Annotated in this window: 19 protein-coding genes; 8 read left to right on the top strand and 11 right to left on the bottom strand. The window is 55.9% G+C overall.

Annotated features, from left to right (window positions below; all coding sequences use genetic code 11):
- Position 1 precedes the first annotated feature (1 nt).
- The 5 genes from PJL69_RS05190 to puuE form a co-directional block, all read right to left on the bottom strand.
- Positions 2–1,252 (bottom strand): 2-oxo acid dehydrogenase subunit E2, encoded by a 1,251-nt coding sequence (locus PJL69_RS05190; protein WP_271308696.1) that lies wholly within the window; start codon positions 1,250–1,252, stop codon positions 2–4.
- A 24-nt stretch (positions 1,253–1,276) separates the two neighbouring features.
- On the bottom strand, positions 1,277–3,931 hold the full coding sequence (gene aceE, locus PJL69_RS05185) for a pyruvate dehydrogenase (acetyl-transferring), homodimeric type (protein ID WP_271308695.1): 2,655 nt from the start codon (positions 3,929–3,931) through the stop codon (positions 1,277–1,279).
- Between the two features lie 206 nt (positions 3,932–4,137).
- Positions 4,138–5,478 (bottom strand): uracil-xanthine permease family protein, encoded by a 1,341-nt coding sequence (locus PJL69_RS05180; RefSeq protein WP_271308694.1) that lies wholly within the window; start codon positions 5,476–5,478, stop codon positions 4,138–4,140.
- Between the two features lie 66 nt (positions 5,479–5,544).
- Positions 5,545–6,057, bottom strand: coding sequence for an ureidoglycolate lyase (locus tag PJL69_RS05175; protein WP_271308693.1), 513 nt, complete (start codon positions 6,055–6,057; stop codon positions 5,545–5,547).
- Entirely contained in the window at positions 6,054–7,469 is a 1,416-nt protein-coding gene (gene puuE, locus PJL69_RS05170; RefSeq protein WP_271308692.1) for an allantoinase PuuE, read from the bottom strand. Before puuE ends, PJL69_RS05175 begins: the two co-directional genes overlap by 4 nt.
- 154 nt (positions 7,470–7,623) lie before the next feature.
- Here puuE and uraH point away from each other — a divergent pair, with 154 nt between their 5' ends.
- Positions 7,624–7,980: a hydroxyisourate hydrolase gene (uraH, locus tag PJL69_RS05165; RefSeq protein WP_271308691.1), complete on the top strand. Its 357-nt coding sequence runs from the start codon at positions 7,624–7,626 to the stop codon at positions 7,978–7,980.
- On the opposite strand, the gene PJL69_RS05160 is transcribed toward uraH, so the two are convergent.
- Positions 7,977–8,903: a LysR family transcriptional regulator gene (locus PJL69_RS05160; protein WP_271308690.1), complete on the bottom strand. Its 927-nt coding sequence runs from the start codon at positions 8,901–8,903 to the stop codon at positions 7,977–7,979. The two genes, uraH and PJL69_RS05160, sit on opposite strands and share 4 nt — an antisense overlap.
- A 100-nt stretch (positions 8,904–9,003) precedes the next feature.
- On the opposite strand from PJL69_RS05160, the gene PJL69_RS05155 reads away from it, so the two are divergent.
- The 3 genes from PJL69_RS05155 to PJL69_RS05145 all read left to right on the top strand — a co-directional run bounded on the left by PJL69_RS05155 (position 9,004) and on the right by PJL69_RS05145 (position 11,639).
- Positions 9,004–10,236 carry a urate hydroxylase PuuD gene (locus PJL69_RS05155; protein ID WP_271308689.1) on the top strand — a complete coding sequence of 411 codons (1,233 nt, stop codon included), beginning with the start codon at positions 9,004–9,006 and terminating at the stop codon, positions 10,234–10,236.
- Positions 10,237–10,300: 64 nt separating this feature from the next.
- Positions 10,301–10,960, top strand: a complete 660-nt coding sequence (gene gph, locus PJL69_RS05150) for a phosphoglycolate phosphatase (protein WP_271308688.1) — start codon at positions 10,301–10,303, stop codon at positions 10,958–10,960.
- Between the two features lie 100 nt (positions 10,961–11,060).
- Positions 11,061–11,639: a PA14 domain-containing protein gene (locus PJL69_RS05145; RefSeq protein WP_271308687.1), complete on the top strand. Its 579-nt coding sequence runs from the start codon at positions 11,061–11,063 to the stop codon at positions 11,637–11,639.
- A 118-nt stretch (positions 11,640–11,757) separates the two neighbouring features.
- Here PJL69_RS05145 and PJL69_RS05140 read toward each other — a convergent pair whose 3' ends face one another.
- The 5 genes from PJL69_RS05140 to parE all read right to left on the bottom strand — a co-directional run bounded on the left by PJL69_RS05140 (position 11,758) and on the right by parE (position 16,866).
- Positions 11,758–12,432, bottom strand: coding sequence for a hypothetical protein (locus PJL69_RS05140; protein ID WP_271308686.1), 675 nt, complete (start codon positions 12,430–12,432; stop codon positions 11,758–11,760).
- Between the two features lie 56 nt (positions 12,433–12,488).
- Entirely contained in the window at positions 12,489–13,235 is a 747-nt protein-coding gene (locus PJL69_RS05135) for a hypothetical protein (RefSeq protein ID WP_271308685.1), read from the bottom strand.
- A 72-nt stretch (positions 13,236–13,307) separates the two neighbouring features.
- The gene (locus PJL69_RS05130) at positions 13,308–13,763 is read right to left on the bottom strand and encodes a hypothetical protein (RefSeq protein WP_271308684.1); all 456 of its coding nucleotides are present in this window, start codon (positions 13,761–13,763) and stop codon (positions 13,308–13,310) included.
- A gap of 261 nt (positions 13,764–14,024) precedes the next feature.
- Positions 14,025–14,915, bottom strand: a complete 891-nt coding sequence (locus PJL69_RS05125; RefSeq protein ID WP_271308683.1) for a hypothetical protein — start codon at positions 14,913–14,915, stop codon at positions 14,025–14,027.
- Positions 14,908–16,866, bottom strand: a complete 1,959-nt coding sequence (gene parE, locus PJL69_RS05120; protein ID WP_271308682.1) for a DNA topoisomerase IV subunit B — start codon at positions 16,864–16,866, stop codon at positions 14,908–14,910. The genes PJL69_RS05125 and parE overlap by 8 nt, the downstream gene beginning before the upstream one ends.
- Before the next feature lie 189 nt (positions 16,867–17,055).
- On the opposite strand from parE, the gene PJL69_RS05115 reads away from it, so the two are divergent.
- The 4 genes from PJL69_RS05115 to PJL69_RS05100 all read left to right on the top strand — a co-directional run bounded on the left by PJL69_RS05115 (position 17,056) and on the right by PJL69_RS05100 (position 21,752).
- Positions 17,056–17,625: a hypothetical protein gene (locus PJL69_RS05115; protein WP_271308681.1), complete on the top strand. Its 570-nt coding sequence runs from the start codon at positions 17,056–17,058 to the stop codon at positions 17,623–17,625.
- A 230-nt stretch (positions 17,626–17,855) separates the two neighbouring features.
- The gene (locus PJL69_RS05110) at positions 17,856–19,040 is read left to right on the top strand and encodes a trans-sulfuration enzyme family protein (RefSeq protein WP_271308680.1); all 1,185 of its coding nucleotides are present in this window, start codon (positions 17,856–17,858) and stop codon (positions 19,038–19,040) included.
- Positions 19,041–19,347: 307 nt separating this feature from the next.
- On the top strand, positions 19,348–20,190 hold the full coding sequence (gene ppk2, locus PJL69_RS05105) for a polyphosphate kinase 2 (protein ID WP_271308982.1): 843 nt from the start codon (positions 19,348–19,350) through the stop codon (positions 20,188–20,190).
- A gap of 155 nt (positions 20,191–20,345) precedes the next feature.
- Positions 20,346–21,752 carry an MATE family efflux transporter gene (locus PJL69_RS05100; protein ID WP_271308679.1) on the top strand — a complete coding sequence of 469 codons (1,407 nt, stop codon included), beginning with the start codon at positions 20,346–20,348 and terminating at the stop codon, positions 21,750–21,752.
- Positions 21,753–21,776: the final 24 nt, after the last annotated feature.

Below are 21,776 nucleotides of genomic sequence, written 5' to 3'. Positions count from 1 at the left end.
CTTACCACATCAACTTGCGCATATCGCCAAGAAGGGTTTTCAGCGTCACGGTAAACCGTGCAGCCAAGGCCCCATCAATGGCGCGGTGGTCATATGACAGCGACAGGGGCTGCATCAGACGTGGAACAAACTCCTCGCCATTCCAGACCGGTGCCATCTTGGAACGGGTCAGGCCAAGGATTGCGACCTCCGGTGCGTTCACAATCGGGGTGAAGGAGGTGCCGCCAATGCCGCCAAGGCTGGAGATGGTGAAAGTTGCGCCCTGCATATCCGGGCCTTTCAGCTCGCCCGCGCGGGCTTTGCCGGACAACTCCATGAGATCTTTGGAGATTTCCACAATGCCCTTGCGATCTGCATCTTTGATCACCGGCACCACAAGACCGTTTGGCGTGTCTGCTGCAAAGCCGATGTTGTAGTAAATTTTCTTGATCAGCTTGTCGCCATCGGGGTGGATCGAAGAGTTCACTTCCCAATGTTGTTTTAGGGCCGACACCGAGGCTTTGATCACGAAGGAAAGCAATGTCACGCGATAGCCGTCTTCTTTGGCCATTGTGTCCATTTCTTTGCGGTACTTGTCCAGATCGGTGATGTCCGCTTCGTCGTTATGGGTGACGTGCGGAATGTTGAGCCAGCTGCGGTGCAGAGCCGGGCCAGAGATCTTTTTGATCCGAGGCATATCTACATCTTCGACCGGGCCAAACTTGGAGAAGTCGACGGCTGGAATGGGCGGAATGCCCATGCCACCCTGAGCAGCGCCAGCAGCGGGTGCGGCTGTTGCGGTGGTGGATTTCAAGAAGGCGGTCACGTCTTCACGCAAAATGCGCCCTTTGCGACCGGTGCCGTTCACTTTGGCAAGATCAACATCAAGCTGACGTGCAAATGCACGCACAGATGGCGATGCATGCGCTTTGCCAAATCCGGCGTCCGTCACAGCTGCTGGAGCCGAGGCAGGTGCTGCTGCAGGGGTCGCAGCTGGCGCTGTTTCCGTCTTTGCAGCCGGAGCCGCTTCTGCGGCGTCTTCTGCCTCAAGCAGAAGAACCACAGAGCCTTCGGAAACCTTGTCGCCTTCGGCCACTTTGATTTCGACAACTTTGCCCGCCGCCGGAGACGGCACTTCCATGGTGGCTTTGTCGCTTTCGACTTCGATCAACGGATCTTCTGCGGCGATCACGTCGCCCGGGCTGACCAAGACGGAAACCACTGGAACGTCAGTGAAATCACCGATGTCGGGAACTTTGACTTCAATTGCCATGTCTAAAATCTCCTCTCTTCCCGATCACACCAGGCGCGGGTTCGGCTTGGCGCCGTCGATGTCATATTTGGCCAATGCGGCCTCAAGGTCTTTCTTGGTCACAGCGCCCTCACGGTAGAGATCCACCATGGCGGCTGCGGCGATGTGATTTGCGTCCACCTCAAAGAAGCGGCGCAGGTTCACGCGGCTGTCAGAGCGGCCAAAACCATCGGTGCCAAGAACCGTGTAGCTGCCCGGCACACAGGCGCGGATCTGCTCTGCGTAGTTCTTCATGTAGTCTGTTGCCGCAATCACAGGGCCGGTGGCCTTTGCGAGCTGCTCAGACACAAATGGCACTTTTGGCTCAGCCAGTGGGTTCAGGCGGTTGTGGCGTGCTGCGTCCTGACAGTCACGTGCCAGCTCATTAAAGCTGGTCGCAGACCAGATTTCGGATGTGACACCGAAGTCTTCTTTCAGCATCTCAGCCGCTTTCATGACCTGCACCAGAATGGTGCCAGAGCCCATCAGCGTCACATGTTTCTTGGTCGGTTTCTTCACCTCTTGGAAGCGATAGAGACCTTTGATGATCTCATCTTCCACACCCATTGGCATATCCGGATGGGCGTAGTTTTCGTTCATCAGAGTGAGGTAGAAGAACACGTCTTCCTGATCTTCATACATGCGCTTCAGGCCATGCTGAACGATCACCGCAACCTCGTATTGGAAGGTCGGGTCATAGCTCACGCAGTTCGGAATGGTGCCTGCGAGGATATGGCTGTGGCCATCCTCATGCTGCAGACCTTCGCCGTTCAGAGTCGTACGCCCTGCGGTGCCACCCAGCATAAAGCCACGTGCACGGCTGTCACCTGCGGCCCATGCCAGATCGCCGATCCGCTGGAAGCCAAACATGGAGTAGTAGATGAAGAAGGGGATCATCGGCACGCCATGGTTGGAATAGGAGGTCGCCGCCGCAATCCAATCTGCCATCGCACCGGCTTCGTTGATGCCTTCCTGCAGAACCTGACCAGAGGTCGATTCCTTGTAGTACATCATCTGATCCGCGTCTTCGGGCGTGTATTTCTGCCCTTCGGGGTTATAGATCCCCACAGAGCGGAACAGGCCCTCCATACCGAAGGTGCGGCTTTCGTCAGGCACGATGGGCACCACGTTTTTGCCGATCTGCTTGTCACGCAAGAGTGTGGTCAGGATACGCACAAACGCCATGGTCGTGGAGATTTCACGCTCACCAGTGCCTTTCAACTGTGCCGCAAACTTATCGAGGGCAGGGATCTCCATTTTGGCAGACTTGGTTTCCCGTTTTGGGAATTCGCCGCCAAGTGCCTTACGGCGATCTGCGAGATAGGCTTTCTGCGCGTTATTGAGCTTCACAAATGGCGCTTTGGGCAGATCTTCGTCGCTTACAGGGATCTCAAAGCGATCCCGGAAGGCGCGCAGCTGATCTTCGGCCATTTTTTTCTGCTGGTGGGTGGTGTTCTGGCCTTCGCCAGCACTGCCCATCCCGTAACCTTTGACCGTCTTGATCAGCAGGCAGGTTGGCATGCCCTTGGTATCTGTGGCGCGTTTGAATGCGGTGTAAACCTTTTGCGGGTCATGGCCACCACGGCGCAAGGCGAAGATCTGTTCATCTGTCCAGTCTTTGACCAGTTCCGCCGTTTCTGGGTATTTGCCAAAGAAATGCTCGCGAATGTATGCGCCATCTTTGGACTTGAAGGTCTGATAGTCGCCGTCAACGGTTTCATCCATCAGCTGACGCAGCTTGCCGGAGGTGTCTTTTTCCAGCAACTCATCCCAGCCTTTGCCCCAAAGCAATTTGATGACGTTCCAGCCGGCACCGCGGAAGTCGCCTTCGAGTTCCTGCACGATTTTGTGGTTGCCACGCACAGGGCCATCCAGACGCTGCAGGTTGCAGTTCACCACAAAGATCAGGTTGTCGAGGCCTTCGCGTACCGCGAGGTCGATGGCGCCACGGCTTTCCGGCTCGTCCATCTCACCATCGCCGAGGAAGCACCAGACCTTGCGGTCTGCCATGTCGATTAGGCCACGGTTGTGCATGTATTTCATGAACCGCGCTTGGTAGATCGCCATCAGCGGGCCTAGGCCCATGGAGACCGTTGGGAATTGCCAATAGTCGGGCATCAACCATGGGTGCGGGTAAGAGGAAAGGCCTTTGCCGTTCACCTCGGAGCGGAAGTTTTCCAGCTGCTCTTCGGTCAGGCGGCCTTCCATAAAGGAGCGCGCATAGATGCCGGGAATCACGTGGCCCTGGAAGAAGACAAGGTCGCCGCCATGGATCGCAGATTTGCTGCGCCAGAAGTGGTTTAGGCCGATGTCATACATCACCGCAGAAGAGGCAAAGGAGGCGATATGCCCGCCATACTCGCTGCTTTCCTTGTTGCGGCGAACCACTGTGGCCATGGCGTTCCATCGGTTGATGGTGCGAATACGCCATTCCATGTCCAGATCACCAGGGAAGTCTTCCTGATCATCCGTTGGAATGGTGTTCTGGTAAGGTGTGGTTGCTGAGAAGGGCAGAGTGGCCCCGGCCGCACGGGCTTGTTGTACAGCTTTGTCGAGCAAGTAGTGGGCTCTGTCCGGTCCATCCCGTGCAATCACATCTTCGATTGCGTCTTGCCATTCTTGGGATTCGACCGGGTCGATGTCAGAAATCTCGTTCGCCATGCGGCGTCTCCTCCACTGAAATCCGCGTTTCAGCCTTTATAGTTTAATATTAAACCATTCTGCTAGTGGGGCCGGTGCATGGCTCCCATGCGCAGGCGTCATGACTGATAAATGCTAAGTATGTATATTTAAGTTGGAGATGTTGGCCTAGATTTAGGCATAAAAAAAGGGGCGCGAGCGCCCCTTTTGCAAGTGCTTAGGTGTTATCAGTTGTCTTCCTGTGGCAGCACCAAGTTCAAAACAATTGCGCAGAGCGCTGTTGGGGCGACTGCTGAGGTCATCAGCGTTTTGACGACACCTGGCAGGTACTGAACCGCTGTTGGCACCAAGTTAAGCCCCAGGCCAGCGGCGAGCGAGACTGCAATGATCACCATATTGCGGCGGTTCATGTTCACCTCGGTCAGCACGTTGAGACCCGCAGAGGCCACCATACCAAACATCACGATCACACCACCACCAAGCACGGGGAGAGGCATGGATGCGATGACCGCACCGATTTTTGGCAGCAGGCCACAGATGATCAGAACGATGCCGCCGATGGTCACAACATGGCGGCTCATGACACCGGTCATACCGACAATGCCGACGTTCTGGCTGAAGGAGGTATTTGGCAATCCTCCAAAGACACCCGCAATTGCCGTGCCGAGACCATCAGCGTAAGTCGCGCCTTGGATCTCTGCGTCGGTTGCGTCACGCCCTGCACCTGCTTTGGCCGTGGCAGAGGCATCGCCCGCCGTCTCAATTGCAGACACAACCGACACCAGCGTGACGGCAATGACCGCACCAAGGCTGAATTCAAAGCCGTAGGGCAGAGGGGTGATGCCTGTTATCCATGAGGCTTTGCTCACCGCTGCAAAGCTGACCATGCCAAGTGCAAAGGCCAGCACATAGCCTGCAAGCAGGCCCACCAGAATAGCGGCGTTGGACAACACGCCTTTGGTGTAGAACTTCAATGCCAGCGCAACGATAACAACGGTCAGCGCCACGGACCAGTGCTTGAGCGAGCCAAAGCTTGCTGCCTCCATTTGAATTGGCGCGGCCCCGCCTGCCGCATATTTGATGGCCACTGGGATCAGGTAGAGACCGATTGCAAGGATTACGAGGCCGGTGACCAATGGGGGGAAAAGCCAGCGCAATTTGCCAATCACAGAGCCGAGCGCAAAGTGGATCACACCGCCAATGATGCAGGCGGTGAGCGCAACGCTAAGCCCCTGAGTGGCTGCAACGCCTGCCAGTACGCCCACAAAAGCAAAGCTCGTGCCCTGCATAATGGGCAGGCGGGCGCCAATTGGGCCAATGCCCACGGTCTGAAACAGTGTCGCGATCCCGGCAAATAGCATCGCCATTTGAATGAGATAAATTTGCTCAGGCCCGCCAAAGGCGAGCCCAGCCGCCCCGGCCACGATGATAGAAGGGGTTACGTTTGAGGCAAACATCGCCAAAACGTGTTGAAAGCCCAGCGGGATCGCTTGGCCAAGCGGAGGTGTGACGTTTGGGTCAGAGTACTGTCCCAAACTCTGTGTATTCGTAGCTGTGGTTTCAGCCATGTTGTCTTCTCCTGTCGGTCGTTGTGCCCCGCAGCTTCGTTAGGTGAGCCACTTGGAGCGATAAGATCAGGGAGGACCTGATCGAGGGCTTTGCTCCTCCACAACCTGATAGGGTGTGTCGAACCAAAATTCTTCAAGATTGGCAGTGTCTCCAATGCGATCCACCACAGCAAAGAGGCCGGGGTTTGAAAGCGGAGTCAGGACACCGTGCCACGTATTGCGATGAAAATTGATCGCTTGTCCCGGTGCTGTGAGGAATGCCAGCGGTGCATCTGGCACTCCGCCTAAATCTTTGGCAACGATCACCAAAAACGCGTGTTCTGTCATCGGTATGAAAGCCTGGGAGCCTTCGGGGTGACGTTCCACCATATCGACGGTGTACGGGAGTGCGCGGGGCGTGGCGTTGAACAATGAAATGCCCGCGCGCCCGTCTGGCCCGAAATCCATGTTTGCCAGATCGTGATGACGGCCGCACATGCCCTGATTGATGATTTTGTCGGGTGTGTCTTTCAGCTCGATGACATCGCCAAATGGCGCAAAGCCTTCTGCGGACAGCTGGCGCGCGATGATCTGTTTCACGGCAGAAGATCCTGTAATCTGAATTCCGCGATCCGCTCAACCTGGCGGCAGGCCTCTGCAAATTCAGTTTCGTTGTCGTTGCCGATCCGGCGCTCAAAAGCCGCCATGATCGACGCTTTGTTGTGATCGCGCACCGCGATAATGAACGGAAAGCCATGCTTTGCGACGTATTCGGTGTTGAACTGGGTGAACCGGGTGCGTTCACCGTCAGTCAACATATCAAGCCCTGCGCTGGCCTGTTCTGATGTGCTTTCTTCAGTCAAACGACCTGCTGCGGCCAGTTTTCCTGCCAGATCAGGGTGGGCACGCAGAACTTTGAGGCGCGCGTCTTGTGGCGCACGGCGGAACGCACGGCACAGCACATTGTGCACACCCGCTGCGCAGTCATGGGCTGGCCCAAGCTCCAGATCGTGGGCCAAATCGGCCACCCAAGGAGAGTGCTCAAAGATCCCGCCATAGCAGTCAACAAAGCGCTCTTTGCTCATTTGGCTGGGACGTTCGATGCGGCGATGTGGGTGGTTTGTTTGCCAGTGTTCGGCAATTTCAATACGCCGTGGCGTCCAGACACCTTCGAAGCTCTGGATGTAGTCTATGAACTGTTTGAGGGCAGCAAGCTTACCGGGACGTCCCACCAAGCGACAATGCAGACCGATGGACAGCATCTTGGGCGCGCCGTCGCAGCCTTCGGCATAAAGGACGTCGAATGCATCTTTCAGATAGGTATAGAAATCTTGCCCGGTGACCCATCCCGGCGCGGTGGCAAACCGCATGTCATTGGCCTCAAGCGTGTAGGGGATGATCAGCTGATCACGGTCTTCAAGCTCTATCCAATAAGGCAAGTCATCGTCATAAGTATCTGAAATGTAGTCAAAGCCGCCTTCCTCTGCGACCAGACGCACCGTGTTTGCTGAGCAGCGGCCTGTGTACCAACCGCGCGGGCGCTCCCCGACGACTTCGGTGTGGAGCCGGATCGCTTCTGCGATCGAAGCGCTCTCTTCATCCTCCGGCATGTCTTTATGTTCAACCCACTTCAAGCCATGGCTGGCGATTTCCCAGCCTGCGCCTTTCATGGCGGCAACCTGTTCAGGGCTGCGCGCGAGAGCAGTGGCCACGCCATAGATTGTGACGGGGATGTCGGCCCCGGTGAACAAGCGGTGCAAGCGCCAGAACCCGGCCCGTGCTCCGTATTCGTAGATCGACTCCATGTTCCAATGACGCTGGTCGGGCCATTGGGCGGCGCCCGGAATATCCGAGAGAAACGCCTCTGAGGCTGCATCTCCATGCAGGACACAGTTTTCGCCACCTTCTTCGTAGTTCAGCACAAACTGAACGGCGACTTTAGCGTCGTTGGGCCAGGCGGCTTTGGGTGGATTTGGGCCATAGCCCCGCATGTTCCGGACGTAACGAGTCACGTGGTCGGCTCCCTCACATTTTTGTCATTATGTTCTAACGCGTGAAAATGCCCAAGACTTTCTCTTTATTCATGAAAGAGTTGTTGGCACTCTGACTTTGCGTGCAGTTTCATCTTCGGCGATAGACAATGCACAGAATATATGAGGGATAGTCATGGCTGGTTTTCTGACAACACATGTTTTGGATACGGCGCGTGGGGTGCCGGCAAAGGGCATTCGTATTTCGCTCTATAAGGTGAGCGGCAACTCACACCGTAAGATCGCAGAGACCATCACCAATGATGATGGCCGCACCGATGCGCCGATTTTGCCGGAAGACAAATTCCAGACGGGGTCTTACGAGTTGATCTTCCATTGCGGAGACTACCTGCGTGAGACAGGGCAGGCGGGCGATGATCCGCTGTTTTTGGATGACGTCCCAATCCGGTTTGGCATGTCTGATGCCGCTGCGCACTATCACGTGCCCCTTTTGCTGTCCCCCTATGGCTACTCCACCTATCGGGGCAGCTAATTCTCTGAGATTGAAAGCGTTCCTTTGAGCGCGGCTTGAACACGCGGGGTCATGAACTCGATCAAAAGGCGCGTCTTGGGGTCTTGATGGCGTCGGTGCGTGTACAAGAGTGCCATTTGAATGGGGATCGGGGGCGTATCCTGAAGCACTGGGACCAAAGCGCCAGATTTTAGGTGCTCAGCAATTTCAAACACAGGCTTGAGGGTGATGCCAAAGCCCTCAAGTGCCCAATTTGTGAGCACATCTCCATCGTCAGATTCAAAAGGCCCTCTGACAGCAAAGCGGCGGGTTCCGATCTCTGTCTCCAGCGGCCACTGAAACTCCGGTGCCCCGGGGTAGCGCAAGTTCAGACAGTCGTGGGCGCCGTTTGTGAGCGCCTCAGGGTTTTCGGGCACGCCGCGTTCGGAAAGGTATTTGGGCGCTGCGCAGAGCACACGAGGGCAGTCGGCGATCTTGCGAATGCGCAGAGTGCTGTCTTCGGGCAAGCCAAGAAAGAAGGCCACATCCAGACCCTCTGCGGTGAGATCGAGCTTGCGGTCTGAAAGACGCAATCGCAGATCTATCAGAGGATATTCTTTTTTGAATTCAGGTATTAAAGGTGCAATCAGGCGACGGCCAACGCCGAGAGGTGCCGCTATGTGCAGCAATCCACGAGGGCTTTGCGTGATGGAATTCACGGCCGATTCAGCTTCGTCAATGGCCTCCAGAATCTTGCAGGCTCCGTCATAGAAGGTGTTGCCTTGCTCTGTTGGGTTGAGCTGACGTGTCGTACGGTGGAACAATCGAACGCTTAGATATTCCTCTAATTGTGAGATGCGCGATGAGGCCACCGCTGCCGAAATACGCTGATCCCGCGCGGCGGCTGACATGCTGCCAAGTTCATAAACGCGTACAAATGTGCGAATGTTGTCGATGTAAGACATGTGATCTTCAGGATTTTCTTGAAGCTGTTCGGAGTTTTTCACGATAGAGAAGAAAACGAAGGGGCGCTAGCTTACTGCGACGACAAAAAGAGAGAAAACCATGAACGAGTTCGCGATCATCTGGGATTGGCTGGAATTTGCGGTGCGGTGGCTGCACGTGATCACCGCGATTGCCTGGATTGGCTCATCTTTCTACTTCATTGCATTGGATTTGGGGCTGCGCAAAGCGCCCAATCTGCCTGTCGGAGCACATGGCGAAGAATGGCAGGTGCATGGCGGGGGATTCTATCACATTCGCAAATTCCTCGTGGCCCCCGAGGCGATGCCAGAGCATCTGACCTGGTTCAAATGGGAGAGCTATTCCACTTGGCTCAGCGGTGCGGCACTTTTGATGGTCGTCTATTGGGTGGGCGGCGAACTTTACCTCGTGGATCAGACCAAATCTGATCTCGTACTTTGGCAAGGCATTGTAATCTCAGCGCTCTCGCTTGGCGTCGGCTGGTTGGTGTATGATTTTCTCTGCAAATCCAAGTTGGGTGAATTTCCAACGGTTTTGATGGTTCTGCTTTTTGCTCTGCTTGTTGTGATGGGCTGGGGATACACGCAGGTGTTCACTGGTCGCGCAATGATGCTGCATTTGGGGGCATTTACCGCAACGATCATGACTGCAAATGTGTTTTTTATCATCATGCCAAACCAGCGTATCGTGGTGAAAGACTTGCAAGAAGGTCGTACGCCGGATCCGAAGTACGGCAAAATTGCCAAGCTGCGCTCGACCCACAACAACTATCTGACCTTGCCGGTCGTGTTCCTGATGTTGTCCAATCACTACCCGCTGGCCTTTGCCACCGAGTATAATTGGATCATTGCGGCGCTCGTGTTCTTGATGGGGGTCACCATCCGGCATTTCTTCAACACCATGCATGCGCGCAAAGGTATGCCATATTGGACATGGGCAGTGACCGCGATCCTTTTTGTGCTCATCATGTGGTTGTCAACGGCCCCGATGGCGCACACCCCGCTTGAGGAAGAGGAGGCGCGTGGCTTCACGCCTGCCGAGCAGGTGTTTGCCTCTGCGGATGGTTTTGAAGATGTTACTGATATCGTTTTGGGACGGTGTTCAATGTGCCATGCACGTGAGCCATTTTATGATGGCATTCATCGAGCGCCAAAGAACGTTTTGCTTGAAACGCCAACAGAAGTCGCCGCGATGGCGCGTGAAATCTACCTTCAATCGGGCGTGAGCCATGCAATGCCCCCGGCCAATGTAAGCTGGATGGAGCTGGAAGAGCGGCAGGCGATCATTTCCTGGTATCGCGCAGCAGGAAGCTGATCAGGGCGCTTGCCATTGGTCTAAAACCTTGTTTCTTTGCGCCAAACGCAAGGGAGCGGTGAAGATGGTCAAGGCAGTGATTTTCGATCTGGATGGCACGCTGGTAGATAGTGCACCAGACATTCAGGCATCCGTAAATGTGATGCTAGAAGAGGAGGGGCTCGCGCCGCTCGACCTTCCTACCACCATCAAGTTCATTGGAAACGGCTTGCCAACTTTGGTGGAGCGGGTCATGGCGGCCCGCAACATTGAAGAGGTAGAGTTCGATCGGATCCATGCGCGTGTTCTGGCGATCTACAACGCTTCAAACTCTGACAAGTCGGTGGTCTATGATGGTGTGCTCGACACGCTGAAGCATCTGAAGGAACAAGGGTTTACCTTGGCTGTGTGCACAAACAAACCTGTGGAGCCTGCTCGGCATGTCCTGGACGGTTTAGGGCTGGCCAGCTTTTTTGAGGCTGTGATCGGTGGGGACAGTTTGCCGGTGCGCAAACCTGATCCAAAACCGTTGTTGGCAGCGATGGGCGATGTCCAGAAAAGTGACGTGCTTTATGTCGGGGACAGCGAAGTGGATGCGGATACTGCGTCAAACGCTGGGGTGACTTTTGCCTTGTTTACCGAAGGGTATCGAAAGTCCGCCGTAGACGAAATTTCTCATGATGTGGCCTTTTCTCATTGGAGCGAGCTCTTGGACGCGGCAGGGTTGCGCCGTAGTAAAGGCTGAATGCCAGATAGGTCTCGCAGTTTCTGAACTGTGACTTGCCCTGAAGGCGGCAAAGGTTTTAGGCTGCCAAAGAAGTCTGCGACACGAGGGAGGTTGCAAAATGAAGTCTATTGTTTTCAGTGCGTTGACAGCTGTTTCTGTTCTGTTGGGGGGCGCACTTTCGGCGCAGGTGATTGAGTTGACACCTGCCAACCCGCAACCGAAGGGTCTCAAGACCGGGCTGTCGGTGGTCTATGCGGTCAATGATCGGAATGTGCGCAATCTGCATCCTGCGCAACGACGGATTGAGCGCTTTGGTGAGGCGGGTGAGCCGCTGCCGGGTTTGAATTTCCCTGACAAGGGCAAAGGTGCGCCAGTGATGACATCCGGTCGCGCTGAACTGGTTTCAGCCGAGGTTAAGGGCTACATCAAGTTCCCGGCTGCTGGGGTCTATGGTATTGAATTTTATACAAATGATGGCGCTCAGATCTGGATCAGCGGACAGACTGTGGGCAAGCTGGATGGCATTACGGCCTGTGCCAGTGCGGGGCGGCCGCAGGTGAATGTGCCTCAGGCGGGCTGGTATGACATTAAGGTGTTGTATTTCCAGAAAGAAGGCACCGCCTGTTTTGAAAGTGAGTGGACGCCACCGGGGGGCAAGCGACAGCTGATCCCGGACAGCGCCTTCGGTTACAAATAAGCGTAGATGCACAGAAGGGGCCGATGGCCCCTTTTTTGTGCGGGGAAACACATCGGTATTGCGTCGGTATCGCTACGGTATTGCGTCTGTATGACGTAGGTGCAAAATCGCGCTGTGATCAGCGGCAAATACCCTCAAGTTCTGCGCCATCCCACGGCAGGATCACAGACTCCAGACGGGGCAAATCATCGACCGGGAAGTGATCATCCAGCAGCGCGCGCAGCCGTGTGGTGCGCGGCGCCTCGGGATCAAGGATCGCGCAACAGAGATATTCTTCGACCACCGCCGCCTGCTGCTCATAGCCATAGTCCAGAAATGTCTCAGCAGAGGCTGTTTCGAATTGGTAAGGATCCACGCCGCGTTTGTGCTCGCTGGCGGCGCGGCGCGGCGAGTAGCCGGTGATCTCGCGATTTTGCCACTGCCAGATGTGGGTCATTTCATGGGCAAAGAACAGCGCGGCGCTCATGTGCAGTTTTTCGGGATAGTCGGGCACGTAATTTGGCACGGACCAGCCCTCTGTGGTGAAAAGCCGATTGAACAGCACCACGCCTGCGGGGGAGGCGGTGATGACCTCTTCTTTGGGCTCGGGATTGATGCGTTCGCGACAGGCCAGACGCGGGCGTTTTTTATATTCAAAAGTGGCCACACCGAGCGGCACGTCGCGGGTGATGCGCACGCGCGCGGTGTCGAGCCCCGCGCCATGCACATAGCGTGCAAAGGCGGCCTCTGTCTCCGTCAGCGGGCGGGAGCAGGAGATCAGCGTGAGCGAGAGAAGGCAAAGCAGGCGGTGCATGGGGCGAGATTAGCAAAGCGGCCTGAGCGGACAAGGCCGAAGTCGCGCCATGACGCTCAGATCAACCCGTCAATTGTGCGCCCCAGCCGGAAAGGCGCGGCAAAGGCCACAAGGCAAATGGCGACAAATTGCAAAATCAACAGGGCGCGGCCGGATTGCAGCACCTCCCATGCTTCTCGCAGGGCGCTGACATCTTCGATCAGCGCATCATAGGTGAGGGCCAGCACGCGATAGTCCGCGGCGATGTCAGGCCGTGTTGGCGCGATGTCTTTGAGCGCCATGACGGTGGGCACATCGCGGGTGTCAAAGGCCAGAAATTCCGCCTCTTCCAGCTGCGCGGCGGCCTTTTCCATGGTGTCCATATCATTGCGGTTTTTGAACAGCAGGGTGAAGCCCTCAAGCGGGGCACGGCGCTCTGTCACGGAGACAAAGAGCGGCAGGGCGGTGTTGCTGGCGGAGCTGGCAGAGAGGTATTCCACCTTTTCGCAGAGCTTTTGCAGATCATCCGCGTCGACATTGGTGCAGTAGCGCAGGCGGAAGCGGGCGGCATCTGCATCAAAGGCGCGGCTGGCGGTATAGGCCACTGTCACCTGTCGATTGAGCGCGCTGCTGTCCTCCTGATAGATGCCCACGGCGATCGCGACCACGGCCCCGAGGCCCCCAAGCGCGACCCAGATCACATCGGCCAGCTCCCAGGCTTTGGAGCGGTGGGCGAATTTGAACAGCAGCAGCGCGCCAATGCTGCCGATCACAAAAAACAGCAGGATCAGAGGCAGTTGATAGATGTGAATAAAATCGACCATGCGACGACCTTAGCGGGTTTCCTTTGAAACAGGGTTCACAGGTGGGTCAGGCGTGTGTCGGTTTATGCGCCTTCACTGCGGCGACGGGCGCAGCGTTTTGCCCTCCAGACAGTCCCGATAGTGCAGTTGGTAGAGGTTTTGCACCTGTTGTGGCGTCTGTTGCGCTTGGGGGTTTCCGCTGATGGCCCCGCCGATCATGCCCAAGGCATCCGCCTGTTTGCCATCGCGCGTGCCGATGTAGCCAAGATTGCGGGCAAGATTGGCGGTTGTGTTGTGGCCTGAGGGGCGGGAGACGTCGCGGGCGTATCTGTCACAGAAATCGGCCGTGCGCGGCGTGTTCTGTGACCACTGGTGCGCGCGCTGCGCCTGTTGGCTTTGCGGGGACATGTGGTTGTTTTGATAGCGCTCGCTGTCCGCGCGGGCTTGTGCTAGGGTGGAGGAGGGGAGCAGGAGGGCGAGGATCAGGAGGATACGCATGGGCGGAGTGTGGCAAGCGGACAGTGCAGGAGCAAGCCGTAGGGTGCGCATTTATGCGCACCGGTTTGGGGAGTTTGGTGGAGTGGTGTATCGAATGGGTGGTGCGCAGGAACTGCGCACCCTACGGGGGATGGTTTTTTTGAACGGCGCAGAATGTTGCTTATACTGCCGCGCACGACCGTTCAGAGTACTTACGCCGGGTCATACGCGATGGTCACTCTTCACATCATTACAGGGCCTGTTCAGCCTTCACCACAGGGTTGGTTGGATTTCAGTGCATCCAAATGAGGGGGGCACCAACGTTGCAGACATCTATTCTCCATAAAAAAAGATGTTTCGATCATTTTCGTTGTGAAGGTTGAATTTGGCTATGTGATAAAATTCTGCCTTTGCCCGCGCACTTTGGAGTAGGAATGGAAAATTGTCGAAACAAAGCTCTGCGACAACTCCCCCAATGTCTTTTTTATAGCAATCAGAGAGCACGCTTAGATTGGTCGAAGGGAAGCTATCTTTAAAAATCTTATTGAAAGATGGATAGAAATAGCGAATTAGTGCAGCCTCATACAAGCTGATACGCTCTGCTTCTGAGGTTCCATGAAGCTTATCGATGCCATTCTGAATTTGTACATCAGAAATTTCATCATCTTGTATTTTCGGTGTAATTACGGTGAACAACTTTTGAGTAGATACTTCTAGTAGGAGAAGTGTGAGCTGTCGGCCTTTTGCATCACCTTTCAATGAGATTTCTTGAAGTTTCTTGTGCTCCAGCAAGCGATCTATTGCCTTTCGTTCACCGTTTTTTCCAAATGCTTGCCCCACATACACGACTTCGAAAGGTTGCCCGCCCAATTCATGCAAGGCTGAAGGATGAATGCCACGGAAAAAAACTGATGCACCTTCTGCTGTACAAAAATCGTTATCGCTTGGCTGGTCTAGTCGCGCATCTGTAAAAGTATCAAGTTCAGCAATTCGTTCTTCCGCACCGATATCTGCGACGATCACTACTTTTTTTCCAACTTTGCGAAGCGATTTAACATTCACTGGTTCACACCAGCCAACAAGGTAGATGTGACATCTGTCTAAATCATCTTTGTAAGTCTCTAACGCGCCCTGATCATATAGCATATTCGCGGGAAACGTGACGTAACTATTTGCGTGCAATCCCAGAGAGTGCTCAATTTGGTTCTTGAGATGTTCAAACATCCAGCTCCTCCACAAACCGCGCATTCTCCTGAATGTACTGGAAGCGTTTCTCGGGCTTTTTGCCCATCAGATCGCCCACCAGCGCGTCGGTTTCGCCGGGTTCGTCCTCGTCAATTGTCACCCGGATCAGTTTTCGGGAATTTGGGTCCATCGTGGTCTCTTTGAGGTCTTTGGCGTCCATTTCCCCAAGACCTTTGAAGCGGCTCACGTCGATGCGGCCTTTGCCGCCGAGGCCTTTTTCCAGCCACATGTCTTTTTCCGCTTCGTCCACACAGTAGATGCGTTTGGCGCCCTGGGTGAGGCGGAAGAGCGGGGGGCAGGCCATGTAGAGGTGGCCCGCGTCGATCATTGGGCGCATCTGGGTGTAGAAGAATGTCATCAGCAGCGCGGCGATGTGGGCGCCGTCCACATCCGCGTCGGTCATGATGATGATCTTGTCATAACGCAGATCATCGACGTTGAATTTGGTGCCAAGCCCGACGCCAAGCGCTTGGGTCAGGTCGTTGATTTCCTGGTTGGTGCCAATCTTGGAGCTGGCCGCGCCAAGCACGTTGAGGATTTTGCCGCGCAGGGGCAGGAGCGCCTGTTTCTTGCGGTCGCGCGCCATTTTGGCAGAGCCGCCCGCGGAGTCGCCTTCCACGATGAACAGCTCGGTGCCCTCGCGGTTGGTGGCCGAACAATCCACCAGCTTGCCGGGCAGGCGGAGCTTTTTGGTGGCGGTTTTGCGGGCGGTTTCTTTCTCCTGACGGCGCCGCAGGCGCTCCTCAGCCCGCAGCACGAGGAAATCGAGGATCGCACCGGCGGATTTGGTGTCTGCCGCCAGCCAGTTGTCAAAGTGGTCGCGCACGGCGTTTTCAACTAGACGCTGGGCCTCCACCGTGGCGAGGCGGTCTTTGGTCTGGCCAACAAATTCCGGCTCGCGGATGAAGCAGGAGACCAGCGCGCAGCCGCCGGTAATGAGGTCGTCGCGGGTGATCTGGGCGGCTTTTTTGTTGTTCACAAGCTCGCCGTAAGCCTTGATGCCTTTGAGCACGGCGGCCCAGAAGCCAGAGACATGCGTGCCGCCTTCGGGCGTGGGGACGGTGTTACAGTAAGACTGGATGAAGCCGTCGCGGCTTGGGGTCCAGTTGATGGCCCATTCGACCTTACCGGGGGTGTTGAAGCGCTCCTGAAAGTCCACGGTGCCCGCAAAGGGCTGTTCGGCGTAGGTGGTCGCCTTGTCCATGGTTTCTTTGAGATAATCCGCCAGACCGCCGGGGAAGTGGAAGGTGGCCTCTGTTGGGGTTTCGCCGTCATCAATGGCGGTTTTCCAGCGGATTTCAACGCCGGAGAAGAGGTAGGCCTTGGAGCGGATGGATTTGAACAAGCGCGCGGGCTTGAAGCGGTGGGAGCCAAAGATTTGCTCATCCGCGTGGAAGGTGACGGTGGTGCCGCGACGGTTCGGCGCTGCGCCGATTTTTTCGACCTTGCCCTGCGGGATGCCGCGCGAAAAGCGCTGTTCATAGAGCTCTTTGTTGCGTGCAACCTGTACAACCATCAAATCGGAAAGTGCGTTCACCACAGAGGCGCCAACCCCATGCAGACCGCCCGAGGTCTGATAGGCTTTGCCCGAGAATTTACCGCCCGCGTGCAGGGTGCAGAGGATGACCTCCAGCGCGGATTTGTCGGGGAATTTTGGATGGGGATCCACAGGAATGCCGCGCCCGTTGTCACGCACGGTCAGCGAATAGTCTGCGTGTAGCTCCACTTCGATGCGGTTGGCGTGACCGGCCACCGCTTCGTCCATGGAGTTGTCGAGGATTTCTGCCACCATATGGTGCAACGCGCGTTCGTCCGTGCCGCCAATATACATGCCCGGGCGTTTGCGCACGGGTTCGAGGCCCTCAAGGACTTCGATGGAGGAGGCGTCGTAATCAGTCGGCTGGGTATCGGCCAGAAGATCGTTGGGCATTCGCGGGCTGCTCTTTTTGGTGTTGCTTAGGCCGCATTATGGCAGGGGAGCGCGGCAGGGGGAAGAGGAAGAACGCGCAGAGACGGTATGAAGCGATGATGCAGGGAGATCACACAAAATTAGATGGCTGTCCGATCCGTTGGCGCGGTAGGCTTACGTAGCAAATATGGAGTGAAAGCGGTGCGGCGCTTGAGTTTGTCTATTTTGGTTGCATTGGCGTTTGGCGCGCAGGCCACAGCGCTTGAGCGCCCACAGGGCTTGCTGTGGAACCGCAGTGGCTTGCCGGCGACCATCCCATTGCAAATCAAAACCACGGATACGGCGGATTACTTATTGCGGCTGCGTGGTCTAGACAGCGGAGAAATGGCGTTGGCCGCCTATATCCGGGGTGGCGACTTTTTTCGAGTTTTGGTGCCGCCGGGTGTTTATGAGCTTATCTTTGCCTCTGGGCGGGAGTGGCAAGGCGAAACCCTGCTGTTTGGCACAGACACCGATGCGTTTCAGTTGGAGCCCCCGCTGCGTTTTGTTGCGACGGCCACGCGACGTGAAGGGTATCTGATCGATTTGCGCACGCCAGAGGCCATCACGATCCGCAGCTTGGCCACGTGTGACCGCCGCGCGCTTGATCCAGACAGTTTGACTGGGCCGCGCACTCCAGAAGATTATGTGATCGGCCCGCCAGAGCGGCGTGACCGGCCAGAGCGACCAGATAAGATCCCGTTCGCACGCTATGAGGTGCAGGGGCGGTTTTGTGATTGAGGAGAATTGAACGGATATGTGACTGGATGAGGGTGAACGTCCAACCTCATGTTGCGCATCAGGCGGAACAGCCCCTTTGCAATGAATGGGCAACGCGCAGGAGGTCGGCACGTTGACGATTTGCAGAAAATGTCTGCTTTGAGCCCATACTTCACGAATGCTGCATTGTGTCTAAATGTCCGCTATACGTAATAAAAATCTCACTGCGACACGCAATAGGACCATGGACAATGAAAAACCCACATAGCTCGGTTGTGCGACGCGGGACGATAAGCCCGAACTTGGGTGAACCGCTTGTGCCTGCTTTGTCGCCGTCTGTTGTCTATCACTACGAGGACGCAGATCAGTTGCAGTCGGTCTATGATGGCGACCTGGAAGGCTTTGGTTACGCACGCGAGGGCCATCCAAACTCGGATACCTTGGCCAGCAAACTTTCTTGGATGGAAGGCGCGAATGCTGGCGTCATGACAGCCTCTGGCATGTCTGCAATTTCGGCGACATTTATGTCTGTCTTACAGGCTGGAGATTCCATCGCTGCGGCCTCGCAGCTTTATGGTCGGTCTTTGAAAATGGTCACCGGCGATCTGCCGCGCATGGGGTTTGCTTGCCGCACCTTCGATGCGTCCGATCCAGTCACTTTTAAGCGAGCCATCACGCATGGAACGCGCGTTGTGTTGGCCGAGATTGTATCCAATCCGATGCTGCGTGTGACCCATTTCGCCGAGCTGGTGAAAGCGTGCAAAGCCGTCGGAGCCTTGTTGCTGATCGACAATACATTTACCACGCCCACAGGGTTCCGCCCGCTAGATCAAGGCGCTGATCTGGTCATGCATTCGGTCACCAAGATGCTCTCGGGGCATAGTGATCTGAATCTGGGGTACCTTGGTGGTACCGATTCCGTCCTGTTGGACAAAATTAGCGATGTGATCGCGACCATGGGTTTGAACGCCAGCCCCTACAACTGTTGGATGGCTGAGCGCGGGCTAAACACATTTGACCTTCGGTTCAGGCAGGCACAAGACAACGCCCACAAGTTGGCCACGTTCTTTGACGGGCACGACATGGTGGAACAGACCCACTACCCCGGACTTTCTTCACACCCAGATCACCAACTGGCGTCGTCAATGATCTCAGCGGGATATGGGGCGATGGTTAGTTTCGTCTTGAAGGGAGAGCGAGCACAAGCAAACGCGTTTTTGCGCGGATGTAAAAACATCCCTTACGGCCCAACGCTTGGCGATGTGTCTACGATGGTAATCATGCCAGCGGTTTCATCACACCGTAAATTGTCGAGGGATGAACGCCTCAAACTCGGGATCAAAGATAACTTGATCCGCGTGTCCGTTGGGATCGAAGACTTCGAACTTATCAAACGAGAGTTCGAAAGTGCGTTGGAACTAGCGGGAAGAACGTAACGATCGCACTGTTTCTAGTAGCTGACGTTGGTCGGAGCTTTTTGAGCGGCAGCTCCGTCCGCACTGTGGCCATTGTGATAGAATTGTTGGTTTTTGTGCCGACAACGCACATGTTCACGCCTCCGAATTGACGTGTGTCAAAGTCAAGCAGTACGCCCAATGGTAGGCTTTTGCCGAAGAATTTCAGCAGAGGGAAAAGCCGTTGGAAAAGCAATTTGAGCAAGACACATTCGAGGGAGATCTGGCGTTGGAAACACTTGAAACACCGCAGGCCACAGAGTCCACACCAAGCGTCGATAAGGCCACCATGGATGATGTGCGACGTGCCTTTGAGCGTGGCGAGTATCCCTATCCCTCGAAGCTGTCGCGCCGCAGTTATGAGGCGCAGAAAGCCAAGTTGCAGGCGGAGCTTTTGAAAGTGCAGCTTTGGGCGCAGGAAACCGGCCAGAAGTTCGTGATGCTGTTTGAGGGGCGTGATGCGGCCGGTAAAGGCGGCACAATCAAACGGTTCACCGAGCATTTGAATCCACGTACGGCGCGTGTTGTGGCGCTCAATAAGCCAACGGACGAAGAGCGCGGACAGTGGTATTTCCAGCGCTATATTGAGCATCTGCCGACTGCGGGTGAGATCGTGCTTTATGATCGCAGCTGGTACAACCGCGCAGGCGTGGAGCGGGTGATGGGCTTTTGTGAGCCCAATGAATATCTGGAATTCATGCGCCAGACACCGGATCTGGAGCGTATGCTGGTCCGCTCTGGTATCCGGCTCTACAAGTACTGGTTCTCCGTGACGCAGGATGAACAAAAACGCCGCTTTGGCAGCCGGGAGACAGATCCGCTGAAGCAGTGGAAACTCAGCCCGATTGATAAGGCATCCCTCAGCAAATGGGACGACTACACAGAGGCCAAGGAGGCGATGTTCTTTTACACGGACACCGCAGATGCGCCGTGGACCGTGATTAAGTCCAACGACAAAAAACGTGCGCGACTGAACTGCATGCGCCATTTCCTGAGCACATTGGATTATCCGGGCAAAGACCCCAAGATTGCACAGCCAGCAGACCCGTTGATTGCAAACACGGCGAGCCATGTGATCCATAAATCCGAGCATATTTTGGGCACGGCGCTGCATCCAGATAGCCGGAAATAACGCTGATTAAAACGCGTTCGGAGCGCGACCCCGGCGTTTGAAAGCCGAAGGCGATCTCAGGCGTGAGGTCGCCTTTTGCGTTTGTTGCCCCCTGATTGAAAGACCATGCAAAGAGGCGGCTTGCTCTGTTTAGATAACAGGCATATGGCTGAAGAATGAGCACAGTCAGCAGCATACCCCCCAAGTCTCCGATGCCAACACGCGAGCACGTGCGCGCGCTTTTGCGCCTTGGGGTGCCTTTGATTGGCGGTCATGTGGCGCAGTTTGCCATTGGTCTGACCGATACCATCATGCTGGGGCGCTACTCTGTTGATGCGTTGGCGGCGGTTGTTTTGGGCAGCACATTTTTCTTTGTGCTGTTTATTTTGGGCTCTGGCTTTGCGATTGCGGTGATGCCGCTGGTTGCGGAAGCGGATGCAGAAGGCGATGAAACCGCCTTGCGCCGGGTCACGCGTATGGGGCTGTGGCTCTCGTTGATATTTGGTGTGGTTGTGCAGCCGCTTTTCCTGCTGTCTGGCGAGGTGTTGCAGGCTGTGTTGCTGCAAGAAGCGGATGTGTCCGAGCTGGCGCAGGCGTATTTGCGCATTGCCGGGTTTGGATTGGTGCCAGCGCTATTGGTGATGGTGTTGAAGTCCTATCTCGCCGCGCTTGAGCACACGCGCGTTGTGTTCTGGGTCACCGTTGCGGCGGTGCCTGTCAATGCTTTGGTGAACTATGGCCTGATCTTTGGCAACTTTGGACTGCCGGAAATGGGCGTGCGCGGTGCGGCGATTGCCTCGATCATGGTACAGTTTGTTTCGCTGTTTGGCGTGGTGATCTATGCGCTGCGGGCTCTGCCGCAGCATGCGTTGTTTGCGCGGATCTGGCGGCCAGACTGGGATGTGTTTGCGCAGGTGTTTAAGTTGGGGTTGCCGATTGGGCTGACCAATCTGGCTGAGGTTGGTCTGTTTGCCGCCTCCGCCACTATGATGGGCTGGCTTGGCAAGATCCCGTTGGCGGCGCATGGCATTGCGCTGCAACTGGCAAGTCTGGCCTTTATGGTGCATCTGGGATTGTCTAATGCGGCCACCGTGCGGGTGGGCAATGCCATGGGGCGCAAGGATGCAGACCATATGGCCCGTGGCGCGATTGTGGCGATTGTGATGTCTTTTGGTATGGCCTGCATCACCGTCATTCTATTTCTGCTGTTTCCTGAGTATTTGCTCGGGCTGTTCATCGATGCGGATGAAACCGAACGGGACGCGATTTTGGCCATTGGCGTGAGCCTGCTTTATGTCGCGGCGTTGTTTCAGGTTGTGGATGGCGCACAGGTTATGGCGCTCGGATTGCTCCGGGGGGTGCAGGACACGCGCGGCCCGATGGTGATTGCCGCGATCAGCTATTGGCTGCTTGGGGTGTCCTGTGCCTATGTGCTCGGCTTTAAGCTGGAGTTAGGCGGTGTGGGGATCTGGCTGGGACTTGTACTTGGCCTGACGGCGGCTGCGATCATGCTGATGTATCGGTTCTGGCGTACGGATCTGTCCCGGCTGCGCGAAAAGTTCGCCCAAAACGCAAAAAGCTAAGCTCGACACCTCAAGGCGGACACT

Source organism: Shimia sp. MMG029, from assembly GCF_027947445.1.
Taxonomy (GTDB): domain Bacteria; phylum Pseudomonadota; class Alphaproteobacteria; order Rhodobacterales; family Rhodobacteraceae; genus Shimia.
This window is presented reverse-complemented; position numbering and strand designations above follow the sequence as displayed.